The organism is Burkholderia sp. Bp8998 (assembly GCF_003854235.1).
In the GTDB taxonomy this organism is placed as follows: Bacteria; Pseudomonadota; Gammaproteobacteria; order Burkholderiales; family Burkholderiaceae; genus Burkholderia.
The window spans coordinates 77,595-98,704 of sequence record NZ_QTQF01000028.1; the positions used below are offsets into that span (position 1 = coordinate 77,595).

At 67.8% G+C, this 21,110-nt stretch carries 16 protein-coding genes and 1 pseudogene; 14 read left to right on the top strand and 3 right to left on the bottom strand.

What is annotated here, in order from left to right:
- The first annotated feature begins 59 nt into the window (after window positions 1-59).
- Window positions 60-932: a LysR family transcriptional regulator gene (locus DIE06_RS25510; protein WP_124663752.1), complete on the top strand. Its 873-nt coding sequence runs from the start codon at window positions 60-62 to the stop codon at window positions 930-932.
- Between the two features lie 48 nt (window positions 933-980).
- Window positions 981-1,301 carry a hypothetical protein gene (locus DIE06_RS25515; protein ID WP_124663753.1) on the top strand — a complete coding sequence of 107 codons (321 nt, stop codon included), beginning with the start codon at window positions 981-983 and terminating at the stop codon, window positions 1,299-1,301.
- Between the two features lie 41 nt (window positions 1,302-1,342).
- On the opposite strand, the gene DIE06_RS25520 is transcribed toward DIE06_RS25515, so the two are convergent.
- Entirely contained in the window at window positions 1,343-2,242 is a 900-nt protein-coding gene (locus DIE06_RS25520) for a LysR family transcriptional regulator (RefSeq protein WP_124663754.1), read from the bottom strand.
- 99 nt (window positions 2,243-2,341) lie between these two features.
- Here DIE06_RS25520 and DIE06_RS25525 point away from each other — a divergent pair, with 99 nt between their 5' ends.
- The gene (locus DIE06_RS25525; RefSeq protein ID WP_124663755.1) at window positions 2,342-3,322 is read left to right on the top strand and encodes an NAD-dependent epimerase/dehydratase family protein; all 981 of its coding nucleotides are present in this window, start codon (window positions 2,342-2,344) and stop codon (window positions 3,320-3,322) included.
- A 76-nt stretch (window positions 3,323-3,398) separates the two neighbouring features.
- On the opposite strand, the pseudogene DIE06_RS25530 reads toward DIE06_RS25525, so the two are convergent.
- Together DIE06_RS25530 and DIE06_RS25535 are read right to left on the bottom strand one after the other, a co-directional pair.
- A pseudogene (locus tag DIE06_RS25530) lies at window positions 3,399-3,488 on the bottom strand (DUF2848 domain-containing protein); the annotation flags it as partial.
- Between the two features lie 164 nt (window positions 3,489-3,652).
- Window positions 3,653-4,444 (bottom strand): SDR family NAD(P)-dependent oxidoreductase, encoded by a 792-nt coding sequence (locus DIE06_RS25535; RefSeq protein WP_124663756.1) that lies wholly within the window; start codon window positions 4,442-4,444, stop codon window positions 3,653-3,655.
- 431 nt (window positions 4,445-4,875) lie between these two features.
- Between DIE06_RS25535 and DIE06_RS25540 the strand changes: the two genes are divergently transcribed.
- The 11 genes from DIE06_RS25540 (at window position 4,876) to DIE06_RS25590 (ending at window position 21,060) form a co-directional block, all read left to right on the top strand.
- Complete coding sequence (locus tag DIE06_RS25540; protein ID WP_185733474.1) at window positions 4,876-7,020, top strand: hydantoinase/oxoprolinase family protein; 2,145 nt, start codon at window positions 4,876-4,878, stop codon at window positions 7,018-7,020.
- Window positions 7,021-7,031: 11 nt separating this feature from the next.
- Window positions 7,032-9,356: a hydantoinase B/oxoprolinase family protein gene (locus tag DIE06_RS25545; protein WP_124663758.1), complete on the top strand. Its 2,325-nt coding sequence runs from the start codon at window positions 7,032-7,034 to the stop codon at window positions 9,354-9,356.
- Between the two features lie 40 nt (window positions 9,357-9,396).
- Window positions 9,397-9,903: an acetone carboxylase subunit gamma gene (locus tag DIE06_RS25550; RefSeq protein ID WP_034180969.1), complete on the top strand. Its 507-nt coding sequence runs from the start codon at window positions 9,397-9,399 to the stop codon at window positions 9,901-9,903.
- A gap of 349 nt (window positions 9,904-10,252) precedes the next feature.
- Window positions 10,253-12,280 (top strand): sigma-54-dependent Fis family transcriptional regulator, encoded by a 2,028-nt coding sequence (locus DIE06_RS25555; RefSeq protein ID WP_260433767.1) that lies wholly within the window; start codon window positions 10,253-10,255, stop codon window positions 12,278-12,280.
- 348 nt (window positions 12,281-12,628) lie between these two features.
- Window positions 12,629-13,507 (top strand): neutral zinc metallopeptidase, encoded by an 879-nt coding sequence (locus DIE06_RS25560; protein ID WP_124663759.1) that lies wholly within the window; start codon window positions 12,629-12,631, stop codon window positions 13,505-13,507.
- A 320-nt stretch (window positions 13,508-13,827) separates the two neighbouring features.
- Entirely contained in the window at window positions 13,828-14,559 is a 732-nt protein-coding gene (locus DIE06_RS25565; protein ID WP_124663760.1) for a LuxR C-terminal-related transcriptional regulator, read from the top strand.
- Between the two features lie 228 nt (window positions 14,560-14,787).
- Complete coding sequence (locus DIE06_RS25570; protein ID WP_124663761.1) at window positions 14,788-16,290, top strand: aldehyde dehydrogenase family protein; 1,503 nt, start codon at window positions 14,788-14,790, stop codon at window positions 16,288-16,290.
- Between the two features lie 79 nt (window positions 16,291-16,369).
- Window positions 16,370-17,710 (top strand): aspartate aminotransferase family protein, encoded by a 1,341-nt coding sequence (locus DIE06_RS25575; RefSeq protein ID WP_124663762.1) that lies wholly within the window; start codon window positions 16,370-16,372, stop codon window positions 17,708-17,710.
- A gap of 261 nt (window positions 17,711-17,971) precedes the next feature.
- Complete coding sequence (locus DIE06_RS25580) at window positions 17,972-19,474, top strand: APC family permease (protein ID WP_124663763.1); 1,503 nt, start codon at window positions 17,972-17,974, stop codon at window positions 19,472-19,474.
- Complete coding sequence (locus DIE06_RS25585) at window positions 19,471-20,061, top strand: DUF3156 family protein (protein WP_124663764.1); 591 nt, start codon at window positions 19,471-19,473, stop codon at window positions 20,059-20,061. Before DIE06_RS25580 ends, DIE06_RS25585 begins: the two co-directional genes overlap by 4 nt.
- Before the next feature lie 60 nt (window positions 20,062-20,121).
- Entirely contained in the window at window positions 20,122-21,060 is a 939-nt protein-coding gene (locus tag DIE06_RS25590) for a helix-turn-helix domain-containing protein (protein ID WP_124663765.1), read from the top strand.
- Window positions 21,061-21,110: the final 50 nt, after the last annotated feature.

The following is a 21,110-nucleotide window of genomic DNA, read 5'->3' on the forward strand; positions in this document are numbered from 1 at the left end:
TCGGAAAAGCGGGAATTGGTGGTAGCATCCATCGGGTTATTCGATGGATGGGGAAGGCGATGCGCGGTTTCGACCTGGATCAATTACGCACGTTCGCGGCGGTGGCGGATGCGGGCAGCCTTACGGCGGCCGCGCCGCTGCTGCATCTGTCACAGTCGACGGTCAGCGAGCAGGTGCGCAAGCTCGAATCGCGCGCTGGCGTGCCGCTGTTCGTGCGCAGCAAGCGCGGCGTCGAGCCGACGCCGGCCGGCGCGCGCTTGCTGCAGCATGCACGGCGCATCGTCGCGCTGAACGAGGCCGCGTTCGACGAAGTGCGCGGACAGGCGATCAAGGGCGAGTTGCGCGTCGCGATCACCGACTACTACCGGACGCATGAAGTCGCGGGCCTGCTCGCGCGGTTGCGGGAGTGCTACCCGCAACTGAGCCTGCACGTGAGCGCGATGAAGAGCGCGGAGATCGAAGCTGCCCATGCGCGCGGGCAGATCGATCTCGGCGTCGTGATGAACCTGTCGAGCGGCCCGTTCCGGCCCGCGTCCGCCGACACGCGCTGGGTGCTGCGGCGCGAGCCGCTGTCGTGGGTCACGTCGCCCGCGCTCGCCGAGCAACTGCCCGAGCCGCTGCCGCTCGTGCTGCTGCCGGACGACTGCATGATGCATCAGATCGCGGTGCGCTCGCTCGACGCGCGGCACGCGCCGTACGTGCTGGTGCACAGCGCATCGGGCGTCGCGGGGCTGCAGTCGATGCTGGCGGCGGGGCTCGGCGTCGGCTGCCTGTGCGCATCGGCGATCGGCGAGGGGCTCGTGCGGCTCGGCGCGAAATACCGGCTGCCGGCGCTGCCCGACGCGGTGTTTTCGCTGACGCCGCCGATGCCGGGCGAGCGCGAGACGGTCACGCAGGCGCGCGAGGTGCTGTCGCGGCAGTTGCTGATGTGAAGTCGTGCCGTCGGCACGTATCCGGGGTGCCGGCAGGGGGCGATACACATGAACGACGAACTGAAAGGCGAGATGGCCGCGCGATTGCAGCACGCGCTCGAGCGGGTGGTCGACGAGCGCTCGCTGATCCATTTCCTGCGCGTGCTCGGTCATGACTGGCACAAGGAGCGCCAGCTCGAGGCCGACGTGCCGCCGGCGCCGTACGCGGCCGCCGTGCTCGGCTGGGAAAACCGCTCGATCGGCGAGTACCTGGAGGCGATGGTCGACTGGGCCGAAGTGTCCGAGGAAGGGCTGCGCTGCTACGACCTGCCCGACAACCCGTGGCGGCGCATGGCCGACATCCTGTTCGCCGGCAAGATCCACGAATAGCAAGCGCCGCGGCGATTTGCGTGCGCGGCGGGCGAGAACGGCTAGTCGGCCGTCCCTTCCGCATACGCACGCAGTCCGTTCGCCAGCGCATCGAACACGGCCCGGCAACGCGGGCTCGTCCGCAGATCCTCGTGCATTACCACCCAGGTTTCCAGTTTCGTCGCGGGCCCGTCCGGCAGCACGCGCACGAGCCGCGCATCGCGCTGCGCGAGCCGGTTCTGGCAGAAGCCGATCCCGTAGCCCGCGCGAATCATCGCGAGCTGCGCGAGATTGCTGTCGGTGCGCAGCGCGAACGCATCGCGATTCCACAGCGGCATCCCGCGCCCCGCCGCGCGGATGAACGGCGTGACCGTATCGAAGCCGATCAGCGCGTGATGAGCGAGTTCGTCCGTCGATGACGGCGTACCGTTGCGCGCCAGGTAGTCGTCGCGCGCATACAGCCCGACTTGCAGCGCGCCGATGCGCCGCGCGACGAGCGCTTCCTGCGCGGGCGGCGCCATCCGCACCGCGATGTCGGCCTCGCGATTCAGGATGTCCTGGATGCGGTCGGTCGGCACCAGTTCGATCACGAGCCCCGGATGGTCGCGCCGCAATTGCGCGAGCATCGGCGGCAGCACCTCGACCGCGATCACGTCGCTGGCCGAGATCCGCACGGTGCCGCGCACGCCCGCGCCGTGGCTCGCGGCCGCGCGTTCGAACGCGGCCGCCGCGCTGCGCAGCGCCTCGGCATGGCCGCGCAGCGCCAGGGCCGCCTCGGTCGGCAGCAGCCCCGACGGCGAGCGCGTGAACAGCGTCTGGCCGAACGCGGTTTCGAGCGCCGCGACGTGGCGGCCGGCCGTCGGCTGCGTGATGCCGAGCGCGCGCGCCGCGCCCGATAGCGAGCCTTCCGTCAGCACGGCGAGGAAGGTGCGGTAGCGTTCCCAGTTCAGATCGATAGCCATACATAAATGTATAGGCGATCCATCAGGTTCGACAATTCCTTATTGGTCGGCCTCGCGCCAGAATGCGTGCTGACAACGGTTCATTCACGGAGAACGGCCATGACGGCGAATGCAGGCGGGACGCAACGACAGGCACTCGTGCTCGGCGCGAGCGGAGGCATCGGCGGCGAGGTCGCGCGTCAATTGCGCGATGCCGGCTGGCAGGTGCGCGCGCTCAAGCGCGGGCTTGACGCCGAGACGGTGGAGCGCGACGGGATCGCGTGGTTGCGCGGCGACGCGCTCGACCGCGAGGCGGTGGTTCGCGCGGCGCGCGGCTGCAGCGTGATCGTGCATGCGGTGAACCCGCCCGGCTACCGGAACTGGTCGACGCAGGTGCTGCCGATGCTCGACAACACGATCGCGGCGGCGACGGTGGCGCAGGCGACCGTCGTGCTGCCGGGGACGGTCTACAACTATGGCCCCGACGCGTTTCCGGTGTTGCGCGAAGAGGCGCCGCAGCATCCGGTGACGCGCAAGGGCGCGATCCGCGTCGAGATGGAGCGGCGATTGCAGGCGGCGACTGCGCAGGGCGTCCGGACGATCATCGTGCGGGCCGGCGATTTCTTCGGGGCGCACGCGGGCAACAACTGGTTCGGGCAGGGGCTCGTGAAGGCCGGGCGGCCCGTCGCGGCCATCAGCGTGCCGGGCCGGTCCGGCGTCGGCCATCAATGGGCGTACCTGCCGGACGTCGCGCGCACGATGATTGAGCTGCTTGAGCGACGCGACACGCTGGAGCCGTTCGCGCGCTTCCACTTCGGCGGGCACTGGGATTCTGACGGTACGCAGATGGCGCAGGCCGTGCGCCGCGTCGCGCAGCGGCACGGGATGCGGCCGACGGTGCGGCGTTTCCCGTGGTGGCTCGTGTGGGTCGCGGCGCCGTTCGTCACGACGATGCGCGAGATGCTCGAGATGCGCTATCTGTGGCGCGAGCCGCTCCGGATGGACAACGCGCGGGTGACGGCGGTGCTGGGCCGCGAGCCGGTGACGCCGCTCGATACGGCGGTGGAGGCGACGCTGGCCGGGCTCGGCTGTTTGCGATGACGGCGAGCGCTGAAGGCGGGTGACAGGCCCGCATGCGGGTCATGTTATTTGTTGCCTGCGCACCCGCCACCGTCCTCTATGCGACAACCGGCAAACCCTCGACCTCGTACCGGTGCCGCAGGCGGCGCCCGAGCACCGGATCGTGGAGTTCCATCTCGAACGCGTCCGGGAGCCGGAAGTTCTCCAGCTTCGCGAGCCAGACGAAGGTTTCAGGAAACCGGATGTTCATCGAATGCCGATCGGTGAGGCAGTGCCGCGCGGGGGCGGCGGGATCGGTCGACGTTAGCGGATTTCCGGGGACGGGAAACGAGCGCGGCATATCCCCACGCATCAAAGCGTGTCGAACGCGAGCGTCGGCACATCGACGACCGTTGCACCGCCGTCGGCGACGAGCGTCGCGCCGGTTACGAACGACGCATCCGGTGATGCCAGGAATGCGCACACGGCGGCGATCTCGTCCGGATCGGCCGCGCGCCGCAGCGGCACGTCGGCACTCACGCGTGCATACGCGCCGTCGAGCGTATCGGCGTACGCGGACATCAGCGGTGCCATTTCCGCATCGGCCATCGGCGTACGGACCCAGCCCGGGCACACCGCATTCGCGCGCACACCGTGCGGCCCGTAATCGCGTGCGAGCGATCGCGCGAGCCCGAGCAGCGCATGCTTGCCGACCGTGTAGCCGCATACGCCGGGACCGGCCGCGAGCGCGGCGATCGACGCGACCAGCACGATGCTGCCGCGCTGCGCGATCAGGTCGGGCAGGCACGCGCGTGCGCTGACGAACGCGGTGTCGAGGTTCGCATGCAGCGCGTCGCGCCATTGCGCGTCGTCGGTTTCGTCCGCGCGGCCGAGGCCGTGGCCGCCCGCGCACGCGACGAGCGCATCGACGGGGCCGAACCGCCCCGCGATCTCCGGCAGGAAGCGGGCCCAGTCGGCCGTGCTCGCGGCGTCGCCGGCGAGCGCGAGGCCGCCCGTCTCGGCGGCGAGTGCGTCGAGCGGTGCCCGACGCCGACCGATCAGCGCGACGCGATCGCCGCGGGCGGCGAAGCGCCGCGCGCACGCGGCACCGATGCCGGTGCCTGCGCCGGTGATCGCGATCGTACGGGGTTGCGGATGCGTCATGTCGTTCTCCGGAAGGGTGTCGTTTCCGGTCACTTTAGGCGGCACAGATGAGCGCCGGTATCAGCCGAAAGGATGAACGTGAATGAGGGGCGACGGCAGGCGATGACATAACGCCGGACGGCAAGGCGCCCGCGTTGCCGTCGTTCCGGATCCGGGGCGAGCGTGCACCCGCCCGCCGAGGGAGCCGACTGATATTCGGACGCCTGACCAGTCCGGAATCCGGACGTCCCAAGGTGAGTCGCCTACTCGAAGCAACCCGCTCCATCCGATGGGCGCCCCGCCTGGCTTGACCGGGCCGCGCCGACCGGCCCGATCCACCGAATGGCACGGTTGTTGCCTCCTTGCAGATGAGCCGACGCCCGGGATCGAACGATGACCTCGTTCGAACCTGAGCGCGGCTCATCACGACTTCAATCATTGGAGACATCACCATGGAAGGACTTTCGCAAGTCCAGGTCTTGGGCATCGACGCGGGCGGCACGATGACCGACACCTTCTTCGTGCGCGAGGACGGACGGTTTGTCGTCGGCAAGGCGCAAAGCAATCCGGAGGATGAGTCACTCGCGATCTTCAACTCGTCGCAGGACGCGCTCGCGCATTGGCAACGCGACGTCGACGACGTCTATCCGGAACTGGTCACCTGCGTGTATTCCGGCACTGCGATGCTCAACCGCGTCGTTCAGCGCAAGGGGCTCGACGTCGGGTTGCTCGTCAACAAGGGCTTCGAGCACGTGCACCTGATGGGGCGGGCGATCCAGAGCTACCTCGGGTACGCGCTCGAAGAGCGCATCCACCTGAATACGCACCGCTACGACGAGCCGCTCGTGCCGTTGTCGCGAACGCGCGGCGTCACCGAGCGTACGGACGTCCAGGGCGAGATCGTGATTCCGCTGCGGGAAAACGAAGTGCGGCAGGCTACGCGGGAGCTCGTCGCTGCCGGTGCGAAAGCGATCGTCATCTGTTTTCTTCAGTCGCACAAGAACGCCGCGAGCGAGCGCCAGGCGCGGGACATCGTGCGCGACGAGCTGGCTGCGCGCGGCGTTGATCTCCCGGTGTTCGCATCGGTCGACTACTACCCGCAGCGCAAGGAAAGCCACCGGATGAACACGACGGTGCTCGAAGCGTATGCGGCCGAGCCGTCGCGGCAGACGCTCAGGAAAGTCAGCGACCGCTTCCGCAAGCACGGCGCGAAATTCGACCTGCGCGTGATGGCGACACACGGCGGCACGATCAGCTGGAAAGCGAAGGAACTGGCGCGCACCATCGTGTCGGGGCCGATCGGCGGCGTGATCGGCTCGAAGCTCCTCGGCGAGGCGCTCGGCTACGACAACATCGCATGCTCGGACATCGGCGGCACGTCGTTCGACATGGCGCTCATCACGAAGGGCAAATTCGCGATCGCGTCCGACCCGGACATGGCGCGCCTGGTGCTGTCGCTGCCGCTCGTCACGATGGATTCGGTCGGCGCGGGGGCCGGCAGCTTCGTGCGGCTCGATCCGTACAGCGGGGCCATCAAGCTCGGGCCGGACAGCGCCGGCTATCGGGTCGGCACGTGCTGGCCCGACAGCGGCCTGACGACGGTGTCCGTGTCCGATTGCCACGTCGTGCTCGGCTACCTGAACCCGGACAATTTTCTCGGCGGCCAGATCAAGCTCGACGTGAATCGCGCCCGCGAGCACATTCGCGTGCAGATCGCCGAGCCGCTCGGACTCTCCGTGGAGGATGCGGCGGCCGGCGTGATCGAGCTGCTCGACCTGCAACTGCGCGAATATCTGCGCTCGAACGTCAGCGCGAAAGGGTACAACCCGACCGAATTCGTGTGCTTCTCGTATGGCGGTGCGGGGCCGGTTCATACCTATGGCTACACCGAGGGGCTCGGCTTCAAGGATGTCGTCGTGCCGGCGTGGGCGGCGGGCTTCTCGGCATTCGGCTGCGCGTGCGCGGATTTCGAGTATCGCTACGACAAGAGCGTCGATCTCGCGCTGCCGCAGCTCGCGTCCGACGCCGAGAAGGCGCGGGCCGCGCAGACGATCCAGAAAGCCTGGGCCGAACTGACCGCCAAGGTGATCGACGAATTTCGCATCAACGGTTTCAGCGAGCGGGACGTGATATTGCGGCCGGGCTTCCGGATGCAGTACATGGGCCAGCTCAACGACCTCGAAATCGAATCGCCGATCGCGGGCGCGTCCGGTGCGGACGACTGGGACAAGATCGTGACGGCCTTCGAAGACACCTACGGCCGCGTGTACGCGAGCTCCGCGCGCTCGCCGGAGCTGGGGTTCTCGGTCACTGGCGCGATCATGCGCGGCATGGTCGTCACGCAGAAGCCGGTGTTGCCGGAAGACGCTATTGCCGGCCCCACGCCGCCGGCGGACGCGCGTATCGGCACGCGGCGTCTGTATCGGCACAAGCAGTGGCATGACGCGGTGATCTGGCGAATGGAGTCGCTCAAGCCGGGCAACGAGATCGCGGGGCCCGCGATCATCGAATCCGACGCGACGACGTTCGTTGTCCCGAAGGGCTTCGCCACCACGCTCGACAAGCACCGCCTCTTCCATCTCAGCGAAGTCAAGTAAGGAGACATGCGATGAACATGATGTCCAGCCAGGAAGTCGGCTTCGCCGATCTGCTGAAGAACGGCCAGACGCTCAAGCAGTTTCGCGACGGCATTCTCGAGCGCACCGCGCAAACCGGCCATTACAACGGGCTCGAACGGCTCGAGCTGCGCGAGCGCGATCCGATCCGCTACGAGAAGATCTTCTCGAAGCTGCGCGGCGGCCTCGTGCATGCGCGCGAAACGGCCAAGAAGATTGCCGCGAGCCCGATCGTCGAGCAGGAAGGGGAGCTGTGCTTCACGCTCTACAACGCGGCGGGTGACTGCGTGCTCACGTCGACCGGAATCATCATCCACGTCGGCACGATGGGCGCGGCGATCAAGTACATGATCGAAAACAACTGGGAGGCCAATCCGGGCATTCAGCCCGGCGACATGTTCACCAACAACGACTGCTCGATCGGCAACGTCCACCCGTGCGACATCGCAACGATCGTGCCGATTTTCGCGCACGGCAAGCTGGTCGGGTGGGTTGGCGGCGTCACGCACGTGATCGATACCGGCGCGGTGACACCGGGCTCGATGTCGACGGGCCAGGTGCAGCGTTTCGGCGACGGCTACATGATTACGTGCCGTAAGACAGGGGTGAACGACACGCCGCTGCGCGACTGGTTGCACGAGAGCCAGCGCTCGGTTCGCACGCCGAAGTACTGGATTCTCGACGAGCGCACGCGTATCGCCGGCTGCCACATGATCCGCGATCTGATCGAGGAAGTGATCGACGAGGAGGGCCTCGACGCCTACGAGAAATTCGGCTTCGAGGTGATCGAGGAAGGACGGCGCGGGTTGCAGACGCGCCTCAAGGCGATGACGCTGCCGGGCAAGTATCGCAAGGTCGCGTTCGTCGACGTGCCGTACGACCATCCGGACGTGCAGACGTCTTCGGCGTTTGCGAAGCTCGACTCGATCATGCATTCGCCGGTCGAGATGGAGATCCGCAAGGACGGCTCGTGGCGTCTCGATTTCGAAGGCGCGAGCCGCTGGGGCTGGCACTCGTACAACGCGCACCAGGTCGCGTTCACGAGCGGCATCTGGGTGATGATGACGCAGACGCTGGTGCCGACACAGCGCATCAACGACGGCGCGTATTTCGGCACCGAATTCCACCTGCCCAAGGGCGCGTGGATGAACCCGGACGACCGCCGCACCGGACACGCTTACGCGTGGCACTTCCTGGTATCGGGCTGGAGCGCGATGTGGCGCGCCCTGTCGCAGGCGTACTTCAGCCGCGGCTATCTCGAGGAGGTCAACGCGGGGAACGCCAACACGTCGAACTGGCTGCAGGGCGGCGGGATCAACCAGGACGGCGACATCCATGCGGTGAACAGCTTCGAGGCGTCGTCGTGCGGCACCGGCGCGTGCGCGATCAAGGACGGTCTGAATCACGCGGCCGCGATCTGGAACCCCGAAGGCGACATGGGCGACATCGAGATCTGGGAGATGGCCGAGCCGCTGCTGTACCTCGGCCGCAACGTGAAGTCGAATTCAGGCGGCTACGGCAAGTACCGCGGCGGTTGCGGATTCGAGACGCTGCGCATGGTCTGGAAGGCGCAGGACTGGACGATGTTCTTCATGGGCAACGGCTACATGAACAGCGACTGGGGCTTGATGGGCGGCTACCCGCCCGCCACCGGCTATCGCTTCGAAGCGCATCGCACGGGCATCGAGGACCGCATCGCGCTCGGCGAGAGCCTGCCGCTCGGCGGCGATACGAACCCGGACCTGCCGGATTACGAAAACCACCTGAACGCCGGCGCGATCGTCAAGCGCGACCAGCAATGCATGACCACGGAGGACTGCTACAGCAACTACGATCTCTACCTGAACTATCTGCGCGGCGGCCCCGGGTTCGGCGATCCGCTCGACCGCGAGATCGACGCGATCGAACGCGATCTCAACAACGCGGTGCTGCTGCCCGAATACGCGCAGAAGGTCTATGGGGCGGTCGCGACGCGGGATGCCAACGGCATCTGGACGGTCGATCCGCAAGCGACCGCGCTGCAGCGCATCGAGATCCGCAACGCGCGTCTCGCGCGCTCGCAACCGACTCGTGAATGGATGAAGGGCGAGCGCGAGCGGATCCTGCTCAAGCATGCATCGACGCAGGTGCAGCACATGTTCGCGACGAGCTTCGGCCTGTCGACGAAATTCGAGCAGCAGTTCCGCGCGTTCTGGGAGTTGCCGGACACGTGGACGCTCACCGAGGACGAGCTCGACGTGCCGACCTACGGCTCGAAATTCCGCATGGACCTGTCGAAGATGCCCGACGTCAATACGGTGGTGCTGGTCGAGGAGTGAGCCGGACCCTGCGCACTATCACCCACATGGAGGACTGGAGATGTCTACCTACACCAAGGAACAGATCAGGAACATGGTCGACGGCAAGCTCGACTGGGACACCACGTTGCGCATGTTGTCGATGCCGAAGGACGGCGAGCGCTTCCGGATGTACGTCGATGCGTTGCAGCAGAAGCTCGGCTGGAAGGACCGCATCGTGTTGCCGCTCGGCCCGCACCTGTACATCGTGCAGCAATGGGCGACGAAGCACTGGGTCACGCAATGCGACTGCGGCCATGTGTTTTGCGATTACCGTGACAACTGGAAACTGCACGCGAACATCTTCGTGCGCGAATCCGAAGAGGCGATGGACGAGGTCTACCCACGCTTGATGGCGCCCGACACGCAATGGCAGGTCTATCGTGAATACTACTGCCCGACCTGCGGCGCGATGCACGACGTCGAGGCGCCTACGCCGTGGTACCCGGTCATTCACGACTTCGAACCCGACATCGATGCGTTCTACGCGGAATGGGTGAAGCTGCCGGTTCCGGAGCGCGTGCAATGATCTGACATTTGACGCCGTCCACGGAGCTCGGCGTTCGCCGGCTTCGCATCGGCTTCGTTCGCGGGACGCGTTCGATTTCCGGCCGTTCGATTTTCGAACGGCCGGCTTCTTTTCGGCCACCGGTTCTCGACGGCGTCCCGAGCCGTGCGACGACGTGCGGGCGACCGCTTGCTGGCGCGCGCATTGCTTGCAGTGGTTGGTGTCCGGACGAACGTCGAGGCGCCGGGACGGAGTACGATAGTCGCTACGCTCGCCGCGGGCTGCGGTCGGGCGCCCCCACAAAGTCGACAAAATGGCCGCTGTGACGGCCGTGCGGTTCGTGCCGTCACGAAACCGCCAGGAGACAGACATGCAACAGAGAGGCACGCCGATGGACTGGTTTCCCAGTCCACGCCATGACGCGAGCATCATGGCCGCCTGGGAGCATCTGGTGACGGGCAGCGAGTGGCGTTCGTCCGACGTACGCGGCGTGGTCGACGATTCGTGGCAGCGCTGTCTCGTCAGCCGCGTCGATCCCGGTGTCGACCGTGCGCCGCCGCCGCTCGATGAAGACGGGCTCGTGCAGTGGCGCATGTCGAACCGTCGCCTCGTCGATGCCAGTCTGCCGCTGATGCAGCACACTCGGGATTTTCTTTCGCAGACGGGCACGGTGATGCTGCTGGCCGATCCGAGCGGGATGATCCTCCAGCAGGAGGGCGACATGCGGATCGTCGAGCCTGCGCGCGAGGTCGGCCTCATTCCAGGCTGCGAGTGGACCGAGCTGAATTGCGGCACCAATGCGATCGGCACCGCGCTCGCGCTCAGGCAGCCGGTCCAGATCCATGGCGCGGAGCACTTCTGCGCGGGCATCAAGCGCTGGACCTGCTCGGCGACCGTCATCCAGGATCCGCGCGACGGGCACGTATTGGGTGTGATCGACATTTCGGGGCTCGCGCAGACCTACAACCCATACGGCCTTGCGCTCGCGGTATCGCTTGCGGGCCGCATCGAAAGCCGGCTCGCGAAGGAGGGCATGGCGCGCCGCCTGAGCCTGCTCGACCGCTGCGCGTCACGCTTCGGTGCGTCTTCCTCCGATGCGGTGATCGTCGTCGACGAACGCGGCCGACTCGTCAAGGCCAACGCGCAGGTCGTTCCGGTGTTGCGCCGGCTCGGATTCGATATCCGGTGCGACGCGACGTTCGCGCTGCCCGAACTCGAGCACTACGCGGGCGACGGCCGCCTGTCGGCGAGTACGCCGGCATGGCTGTCGCGCAGCCACATCGAAATCGTGCGTGACGGTGCGGACGTGCTCGGCTACATGATCGTGACGCCGGGCATCACGAATCCCCGCGGGGCCGTCCCGATCGCGCGCGGACGGGAACGGCACGGCGGCGAGCCGCGAGGGTTCGAGCGCATCGTTGGCGACAGCGCCGCATTGCGGGCGGCCGTGAATCGTGCGCGCCAGCTCGCGCCGTCCAGGGTGCCGGTGCTCCTGCTCGGCGAGACCGGCGTCGGCAAGGAGCTGTTCGCGCAGGGTATCCACCAGGCGAGCGATCGCGCCGACGGTTCGTTCGTTGCGCTCAATTGCGGCGGGTTGTCGAGAGACCTCCTGGCCAGCGAGTTGTTCGGCTACGCGGAAGGCGCATTTACCGGCGCACGCAAGTCCGGTGCGGCCGGCAAGATCGAAGCGGCCGATGGCGGCACGCTGTTTCTCGACGAGATCGGGGAAATGCCGCTCGACATCCAGCCGCACCTGCTGCGCGTGCTGGAGGAGAGCGAAATCTATCGCCTGGGCGAGAATACGCCGCGCAGGGTGAATTTCCGGCTGGTCGCGGCGACGCACCGGGATCTGAAGGACGCCGTCGCGAAAGGCCGGTTCCGGATGGATCTGTACTACCGGATCGCGGTCACGACCGTGTCGATTCCGAACTTGTGCGAGCGCGCCGAGGACCTGCCGGCGCTGATTGCGCATTGGCTCGGGCATCTGTGCGAGTCGTACGGCCTCTCCCCGAGGTCGTTCGACGACGATGCGTATGCGCGCCTGTTGCGCTATCCGTGGCCCGGCAATGTGCGCGAACTGCGGAACGCGATCGAGGGGGCGCTGCTGCTGTCGGACAGCCCGGTGATAAAGGCCGACAAGCTGCCTGCCGAGATCGGCGCGGGGGCGTCGATCGATGCATGCGCCGCGCGGGCCGTCGACGCGCTCGCGCCGGATGCGGGCGACTCGTTGAAGATGGCCGAGGCGGAATCGATCCGGCGCGCGCTTGCGCGTCATGCCGGCAATCTGACGAAGGCGGCGAGTCAGCTCGGCATTGCGAAGAGCACGCTCTATGAAAAGATCCGCAAGTACCGCTTGCTCGACGCAGTGAGCGACGTTCGCCGAGGTCATGCGAAGTAAGTCGCGGCAGGCGGGCAAGCCCGGTTTTTCCGCTATTCATCTCGTCCTCCCGGGCCCGCACGCGCCGTCATTTTGCAAAGAATGACGATGTCGCCGGTCCGGTCGCTCTATGCTCCTTATTTTGCGACAAGACGCCAAGGTCGGCAAAATGGCGCGTGCGCCAGCCTGTCGTCCGGATGCCGCGTGTGTCGTGTAACGACGGGGCGGCTCGGTACTGCATGGTGCCGCACCACTGACCGGGCGGTGCCGCCGTGCGATGGCGCGCCGGACGCTGCCGTCGCAATGGGAATCAATCGCCTGCCGGGGGCTGTCCGGTCAGCACAACGACAAGGAAGGGAGGGGCCGGCAATGAGGCTGGACGACGAACAAGAAAGTGTGAACGTCGAGGATCGACGCGGTGGCGGCGGCTTCGGTGGCGGGCGCGCGACGATCGGCATCGGCACGATCGTGGTCGCGCTGGCCGCATCGTATTTCTTCGGGATCGACCCGCGCGTCGTGCTCGAAGGCGCATCGGCGCTGCAGGGCCGCCAGCAGCAGGCGCAGCCCGCGCCCACGCAGCACCAGGGTGCACCGGCGAACGAGCCCGGCGTCGTGTTCACGCGCAAGGTGCTCGGCAATATCGAGCGCACGTGGACGGGTGTCTTCAACACCCAGTTGCATGCGCAGTACGAGGCGCCGAAGCTCGTGATGTTCACGAACTCGACGCCGACCGCGTGCGGCACCGGCCAGACCGCGATGGGGCCGTTCTATTGTCCGGGCGACCGCAACGTGTACATCGATCTCGGTTTCTACGACGAATTGCGCAAGCGGTTCGGCGCGGGCGGCGATTTCGCGCAGGCCTACGTGATCGCGCATGAAGTCGGCCATCACGTGCAGAATCTGCTCGGCATTTCCGACAAGGTCGATGCCGCGCGCCGCCGCTCGAGCGAAGCGCGCTCGAACGCGCTGTCGGTGCGGATGGAACTGCAGGCCGACTGCTTCGCCGGCGTGTGGGCGAACAATGCGCAGCGCGCGAACCAGCGGCTGATGGAGCCCGGTGATTTCGAGCAGGGGCTGAAGGCGGCGGCTGCGATCGGCGACGATCGGCTGCAGCAGCAAGGCCAGGGCTACGTCGTGCCGGAGAGCTTCACGCACGGCACCAGCGAGCAGCGCGTGTACTGGCTGCGGCGCGGGATGGAGTCGGGTGAAGTAAGCGCCTGCGACACGTACGCCGCGAACGCGCACTGATATCGGCTGACAGCGTGGGGCGCGCACGCTGCCGCGCCTCCGTTTTGCGGCAGCGCGTGCGGTCGCTCCGCGCATTTCGCCGATCACTCCGATCGTGCTCGATCGGCGCGCGCGATGTTCCGCGCCGCCCTCGACAGCCATCATCGACCGCACGGCTCGCGGCGCATACCTTCCCGACGCAGACTCCGTTGTCGCGACACGGCCGGCAGCTCCGTCATCCGTCATCCACGGACGAATTGCCGATTTGTGCTCACCGGCCCATTTCGATGCCGGTAGGCTGGCCCGACCTTCGACGCGTTCGGCCGCCGGCCGCTCCCATCATGCCGACCTCATCCGCTTCCGCCGACCACGAAGGCGCCGACTGGCAGCGCGCGCTGCGCGCGTGCGTCGCGGCGTTCGAGGCATTCGCGAGCCCGTCCGCGATCGTGTTCTACCGGCTCGACCTGAGCGGCGAGCCGGCCGATTTCGAACTGTTCGGGATGCCGGAGGCGATGCATCGCACCTACATCGCGCGCTACCGGATGCTCGATCCGCTGCACCCGTCGCGCTGCGCGTCAGGCGTTCATGCGGTCGTGACGCTCGCGTCCCAATTGCCTGACGAAAGACGCGATGCGTCCGCGTACTGGACCCGTTTCCTGCGGCGGCACGGTGTGACCGACGTCGTCGAGATCTGGCTGCGCGACGATGCGGGCCGCACGGTCGGCGCGTTTTCGCTGTTGCGCTTCGGGACGGGCGACGCGGACGGCAACCGCACGGCCGGCCGGTTCGCACCGGGCGAGATCGACGCGCTGGCACGGCTGCAGCCGGTTGCCGAAGCCGCGCTGGTCCCGCTGCTGCGCGCGCGGCGCGGGATACACCGGATCGGTTGCGAGGAACGGCTGACCTACCGCGAGGAGCAGATCGCGCGCCTCGTGCGCGACGGCCGCTCGAACAAGGAGATCGCACGCGATCTCGCGCTCGGCCAGCCGACCATCAAGACACATCTGATGCGGATGTACCGGAAGCTCGGCGTATCGAACCGCACCGAGCTGGTCGGCGCGTTGTTCCTGTAGCTTTTCCGCATCCGCATCCGCATTCACGCCGCACCACGCCGCGCCATTGATCCGACGATAGCGCGACGCGCGCACGCCGCCATTCCACATTCCCGAGTCGCCCGCGTTCCGATCGCCCACGCGCTTGCCAATTTGCGCTCACCGGGCGCGATCCCCCGTCGATACAGTGGTTCGACACCCGCATGCCGAAGCGCACGCGGCCCAGCCATGACAAACATCGAGACGCCCATGAGCACCACGAACTTCGTCGCCGTCAGCGACACCGTGCGCACCTTCGTCGCACGCGACTTCGGCCTTTTCATCGACGGCGCCATGCAGCCCGCGCACGCGGCCGCGCGGCTCGACGTGTACGACCCGGCGACGGGCGAGCGGCTCGCGACGGTCGCGGATGCCGACGCGCACGACGTCGACCGCGCGGTCGCCAGCGCGAAGCAGGCATTCGACACCCGCGTGTGGAGCGGGCTGCGCCCGGCGGACCGCGAGCGCATCCTGCTGAAGCTCGCCGACCTGATCGAAGCCGACGTCGAAACGCTCGCGCAACTCGAAACGCTGAACCAGGGCAAGTCGATCCACGTGTCGCGCGCGATCGAGGTCGGCGCGAGTGTCGAATACGTGCGCTACATGGCCGGCTGGGCGACCAAGATCACCGGCCAGACGCTCGACGTGTCGATCCCGTTCCCGCCCGGCGCGCGCTATACGGCCTACACGCGCAAGGAGCCCGTCGGTGTGGCCGCCGCGATCGTGCCGTGGAATTTCCCGCTGATGATCGCGGTGTGGAAGCTGATTCCGGCGCTCGCGGCCGGCTGCACGATCGTGCTGAAGCCGTCGCCGGAAACGCCGCTCACCGCGCTGCGCCTCGCCGAACTCGCGCGTGAAGCCGGCGTGCCGCCCGGCGTGTTCAACGTCGTCACCGGCGGCCGCACGTGCGGCGCCGCGCTGTCGAGCCACCCGTCGATCGCGAAGATCTCGTTCACGGGTTCGACCGCGACCGGCAAGCTGGTCGGCGCGGCGGCCGTGCAGAACATGACGCGCTTCTCGCTCGAACTCGGCGGCAAGAACCCGATCGTGATGCTCGAGGACGTCGACGTCGCGCAGGCGCTCGACGGCGTCGCCGCCGGGGCGTTCTTCAACCAGGGGCAGGTGTGCGCGGCGGCGTCGCGCATCTACGTGCACCGCAGCAAGTTCGCACAGCTCGCGGACGGCCTCGCGGGCGTCGCGCGGTCGATGAAGCTCGGCGCGGGCCTCGACACGACCGCGCAGATCAACCCGCTGGTGTCCGCGCACCATCGCGACACGGTCGTCCAGCACATCGAACGCGCGCGCCGCGCGGGTCTCACGTTCCTCGCGGGCGGCACGCCGGCCGACGACCTGCCCGGCTACTACGTGAAGCCGGCCGTGATCGCCGATCCGCATCCGGACAGCGCGATCGTGCGCGACGAAGTGTTCGGCCCGGTGATCGTCGTCGTGCCGTTCGACGATGCGGCCGACGCCGTGCGACTCGCGAACGCGTCGCCGTACGGCCTCGCCGCGAGCATCTGGAGCAACGACCTGAAGCGCGTGATGAACCTCGTGCCGCGGATCGAGGCCGGCACCGTGTGGGTGAACTGTCACATTCCGCTCGACCCGTCGATGCCGTTCGGCGGCTACAAGCAATCGGGCATCGGCCGCGAGTTCGGCCAGTACGCGATCGAGGGCTTCACCGAAACCAAATCCGTCTGCATCGCGCACTGACGCGCGGCGCCAGATCCGGCAACCTCGAACCTCGACCCTGGGCGATCCAGGTTCAAACGATCCGAAAGTGGAGACTGCAATGAGCTACAACGAAGCGAAGTTCTGGCACCCGATGCTGCACCCGAACGAAATGAAACAGCGCAAGCCGATCCGCATCGTGCGCGGCGACGGCTGCTACGTGTTCGATGAAACCGGCAGGCAGCTCGTCGACGGCGTCGCGGGCCTGTGGAACGTGAACGTCGGGCACAACCGCCAGGAAGTGAAGGACGCGATCATGCGCCAGCTCGACGAGCTCGAATACTTCCAGCTGTTCGACGGCATCTCGCATCCGCGCGCGGAAGAGCTGTCGAAGCAGCTGATCGACATGCTCGAGCCGGAAGGCATGCGCCGCGTGCTGTACAGCTCGGGTGGCTCCGACTCGATCGAGACCGCGCTGAAGATCGCACGCCAGTACTGGAAGGTGCGCGGCCAGGCCGACCGCACCAAGTTCATCTCGCTGAAGCAGGGCTATCACGGCACGCACTTCGGCGGCGCGTCGGTGAACGGCAACACGGTGTTCCGCCGCAACTACGAGCCGAACCTGCCCGGCTGCTTCCACGTCGAGACACCGTGGCTGTACCGCAACCCGTTCACGCAGGATCCGGAGGAACTCGGCCGGATCTGCGCGGACATGCTGGAGCGCGAGATCCAGTTCCAGAGCCCCGACACGGTCGCCGCGTTCATCGCCGAGCCGGTGCAGGGCGCGGGCGGCGTGATCGTGCCGCCGGCCAACTACTGGCCGCTCGTGCGCGAGGTGTGCGACCGCTACGGCGTACTGCTGATCGCCGACGAAGTCGTGACCGGCTTCGGCCGCAGCGGCAGCCTGTTCGGCAGCCGCGGCTGGGGCGTGCGCCCGGACATCATGTGTCTCGCGAAGGGGATCTCGTCCGGCTACGTGCCGCTCGGCGCGACGGCCGTGAACGCGCGGATCGAGGACGCATTCGCCGCGAACGCGGACTTCGGCGGCGCGATCATGCACGGCTACACGTACGCCGGGCACCCGGTTGCCTGCGCGGCCGCGATCGCGAGCCTCGACATCGTCGTGAAGGAGGACCTGCCGGCGAACGCGGCGAAGCAGGGCGCGTATCTGCTCGAGGCGCTGCAGTCGTTCCCGCAGCGTTTCGCGGCGGTCGGCGAGGTGCGCGGCAAGGGGCTGATGCTCGCGCTCGATCTCGTCGCGGACAAGCAGACCCGCGAGCCGATCGACCCGCTGTCCGGCTATGCGAACGCGGTCGCGGAAGTGGCGCGCGAGCATGGCGTGCTGGTGCGTCCGGTCGGCACGAAGATCATCCTGTCGCCGCCGCTCGTGATCCAGCGCGAGCAACTCGACCGGATCGTCGACGCGCTCGCGGCGGGCTTCGAGGCCGTGCCGTTCGCGTGAGGCCGAAACGCCGTGATGCCGTGAGCGCGTGACGCCGAACCGGCGGTGGAGGGCGGGATAACCCGTTCGCCACCGCCGGTTTGCCGATTTGCGCTATGACCGGATTATTTTGCCTGCGTATTTTTTCGACATCGGATCAGGATTGAATCGACAGGGGCCCGGGTGCCGACGCGTTGAAGCGTCGCCCCGGGCCGACCGCGAAGCACGGAACGGAGCGGGCGCCGCAGCGCCGGCGCCGGCCGACCAAGGAAGGAGACAAGGATGTCCGGATGGTCTGGAATGACCGGCGCCGCGGGCGATACGCCCGCCGGTGCGTCGGCTGAAGCGGGCGGCGGCACGGTGCTGAAGGCGGGCGCGGTCGGATTTCCGACCGCGCTGGCGAGTGCCGTCGGCCTCATCATGGCGAGCCCGGTGATTCTCACCGCGACGTCGGGCTTCGGGATGGGCGGCTGGGCGTTCGCGGTCGCGATGATCATCGCGTTCGTGATGATGCAGGCGCAGGCGACGACGTTCTCCGAAGCTGCCGCGATGCTGCCGACGGCCGGCTCGGTTTACGATTACCTGTCGTGCGGGCTCGGCCGCTTCTGGGCGATCACCGGCACGATTTCCGCGTATTTCCTCGTGCACGTGTTCGCCGGCACGGCGGAGACGATCCTGAGCGGCATCATGGCGCTCGTGAACTTCGAATCGCTGAACGCCGCGTTCGAGAAGCACAACAGTTCGTGGCTCGTCGGCGTCGGCCTCGTGGTCACGTTCGCGATCACCAACATCATCGGCATCAAGGTGTTCAGCAAGCTCGAGATCGTGCTGACGGCCGGCATGTGGCTGTCGCTGATGATCTTCGGGATCCTCGGGCTCGCGGCCGCGCCGGCCGTGCATCTCGACGGCTGGTTCGGCGGCTCGGAAGTCGGCACGTCGGTGCCGGCCGTGCTGTCGCTGGTCGGGATGGCGATGTTCATGTTCGTCGGTTGCGAGTTCGTCACGCCGCTCGCGCCGGAAATGAAGGCGCCGGGACGGACGATTCCGCGCGCGATGGCGCTCGGCCTCGTCGGCGTCGCGATCTGCATGTTCCTGTACGGCGCGGCGATCCGCCGCCAGGTCGCGAACGTGCCGGTGAGCCCGGACGGCCTCACGCACCTGCTCGACACGCCGGGCGCGATTCCCGCGTTCGCGCTGCAGGTGCTCGGGCCCTTCGGCCGCATCTGGTTCGGCATCGCGTTCCTGTGCGCGGGCGCCGCGACGATCAACACGCTGATGGCCGGGCTGCCGCGCATCCTGTACGGAATGGCGATCGACGGCGCGCTGCCGCGCTGCTTCGCGTACCTGCATCCGCGCTTCAAGACGCCGGTGGTCGGCATCGTCGCGGCGGCGGTCGTGCCGATCTTCCATGCATGGCTGATCAACGGCAATCTCGACAGCATCATGCATCTCGTGCTCGCGGCGACCTGCGCATGGGGCACCGCGTACCTGCTCGTCACCGCGTCGGTCGTGATGCTGCGCATCCGCCGCCCGGACCTGCCGCGCCCGTACCGTTCGCCACTGTTCCCGCTGCCGCAGATCGTGTCGAGCGTCGGCATCGTGCTCGCGATCTGGTACATCACGCCGCCTGGCATGAACGCGCGCGACATCTACGTGCCGTTCGGCGCGATGCTCGGGCTCACCGCGCTCTATGCGCTGTTCTGGACGGTCGTCGTGCAGCGCCGGCATCCGTTCAGGCCGGTGCCGGTGGAAGAAGTGCTGCGCAACGAGCACGTCGCATCGTGAGGCTCGCATTCGCCCGGTGGCGCGGCGCGCCCGATGCACCGCCGCCCGGGCACCGGCCCGGCGCGATCGCCGCGCGCGTGCTGGCCGACCTCGGTGCGGTGCGCGAAGTGGTCGGCGCCGCTGGCGACGCGACGGCCCGGTTGCCGAACGGCGTGCGCGTGCGCGTCGACGAACGCGTCGACCGTCAGTTCCTGATGCATACGGTCAGCGTGCAGGTGTCGATCAACGCGGACGGTCCGGCCGCGCAGGGCGTTGCACGCGTGCTGCAGACCGGCTGGCTGCGGCGCACCGGCGTCGCGGCCGAGCCTGCGCCGGGATGCGCCCCCGGATTCGTGCGGACGGTGGCCGCGCTCGTCGCCGATTCGTCACTTGCCGACGCGCTCCGCCCGCTGCACCTGACCGACTGCACGATCGCCGCGCGCGACGGGCGCTGGACGCTCGCCGTCGTGCCGTTCGGCGGCAGCGAGGTCGTGAACCGGATGCCGGCGTTTCGCCGCTATGTCCGCGTGACCGGCGAGCAGGCCGCCGCACTGTCGGCGGCCTGTCTTGCATTCGAAACCGCACTGCGCGGAATTTTGCGGGGGTAAGCTGTGCCGCTGCGCGCCGTGCGGCCGCAACGTGGAATCAGGGTTTTACCGGAGATGCCGATGCTGTTCCAGTCACGCTCACACGAAGACGTGCACGACCACGGGCTCGCGATCGCGGGTTGGCATCAGGTCTACCGCCAGATGACGCCGGGCCGGTTCAGGGGCACCGTCACGCAGGTGCTGTACGACGACTTCCATTTCTTCCGCGAGACGACCAACCGGCGTGTCGCGCAAACCGGCCTCTCGCCGGCCGGGCGCACGTCGCTCGCGGTGCCGCTGTCGGTGCCGCTCGCCGGCACGTTCCAGGGCCAGCCGGTCGACGGTTATGCGCTGCTCGCGCTGCGCGCCGGCGAGGATTTCGAATTCCATACGCCGGAAGGGATGGGGCTGGTCGGGATCAGCGCCGCGTCGGACATGGTCGACGAGCTCTGTGAAGCCGAATTCGGCGCGGCCGGCGCGCGCAAGCTGCGGCACGTCACGCGGCTGTCGGACGCGCAGGGCGTCGCGCTCGGCGCGCGGCTGTCGTCGCTGATCGACGACGCGCAGCGCAACCCTGGTTGCCTCGAATATGCGGCCACCCGCAAGATGTTCCGCGACACGATGCTCGGCATGTTCCTCGATGCGCTCGAGCAGGGCATCGGCGTCGAGCGCCGCGACATCACGCACGCCACCTACAGCGATATCGTCAGCCGTTGCGAGAAGCACCTGCGCGACCGGCCCGAGGAACCCGTCACCGTGCTCGAACTGTGCCGCGCGCTGCGCTGCAGCCGCCGCACGCTGCAGACGAGCTTCCAGCGCGTCGCCGACGTCACGCCCGTCGGCTATCTGCGTACCATCCGGCTGAACGCGGTGCGGCGCCTGCTGCGCACGACGTCCGCGCACCAGCTCGGCGTCGGCGAGGCCGCCGCGAGCTGGGGCTTCACGCATCTCGGCTATTTCGCGCGCGAGTATCGCGACCTGTTCGGCGAGCTGCCGTCGCAAACCTTGCGCCCCGAATGACGTCTGCGCGCCGGGACGGTGCCGCCGGGTGTCGTCGTGCGTCGCCCGTT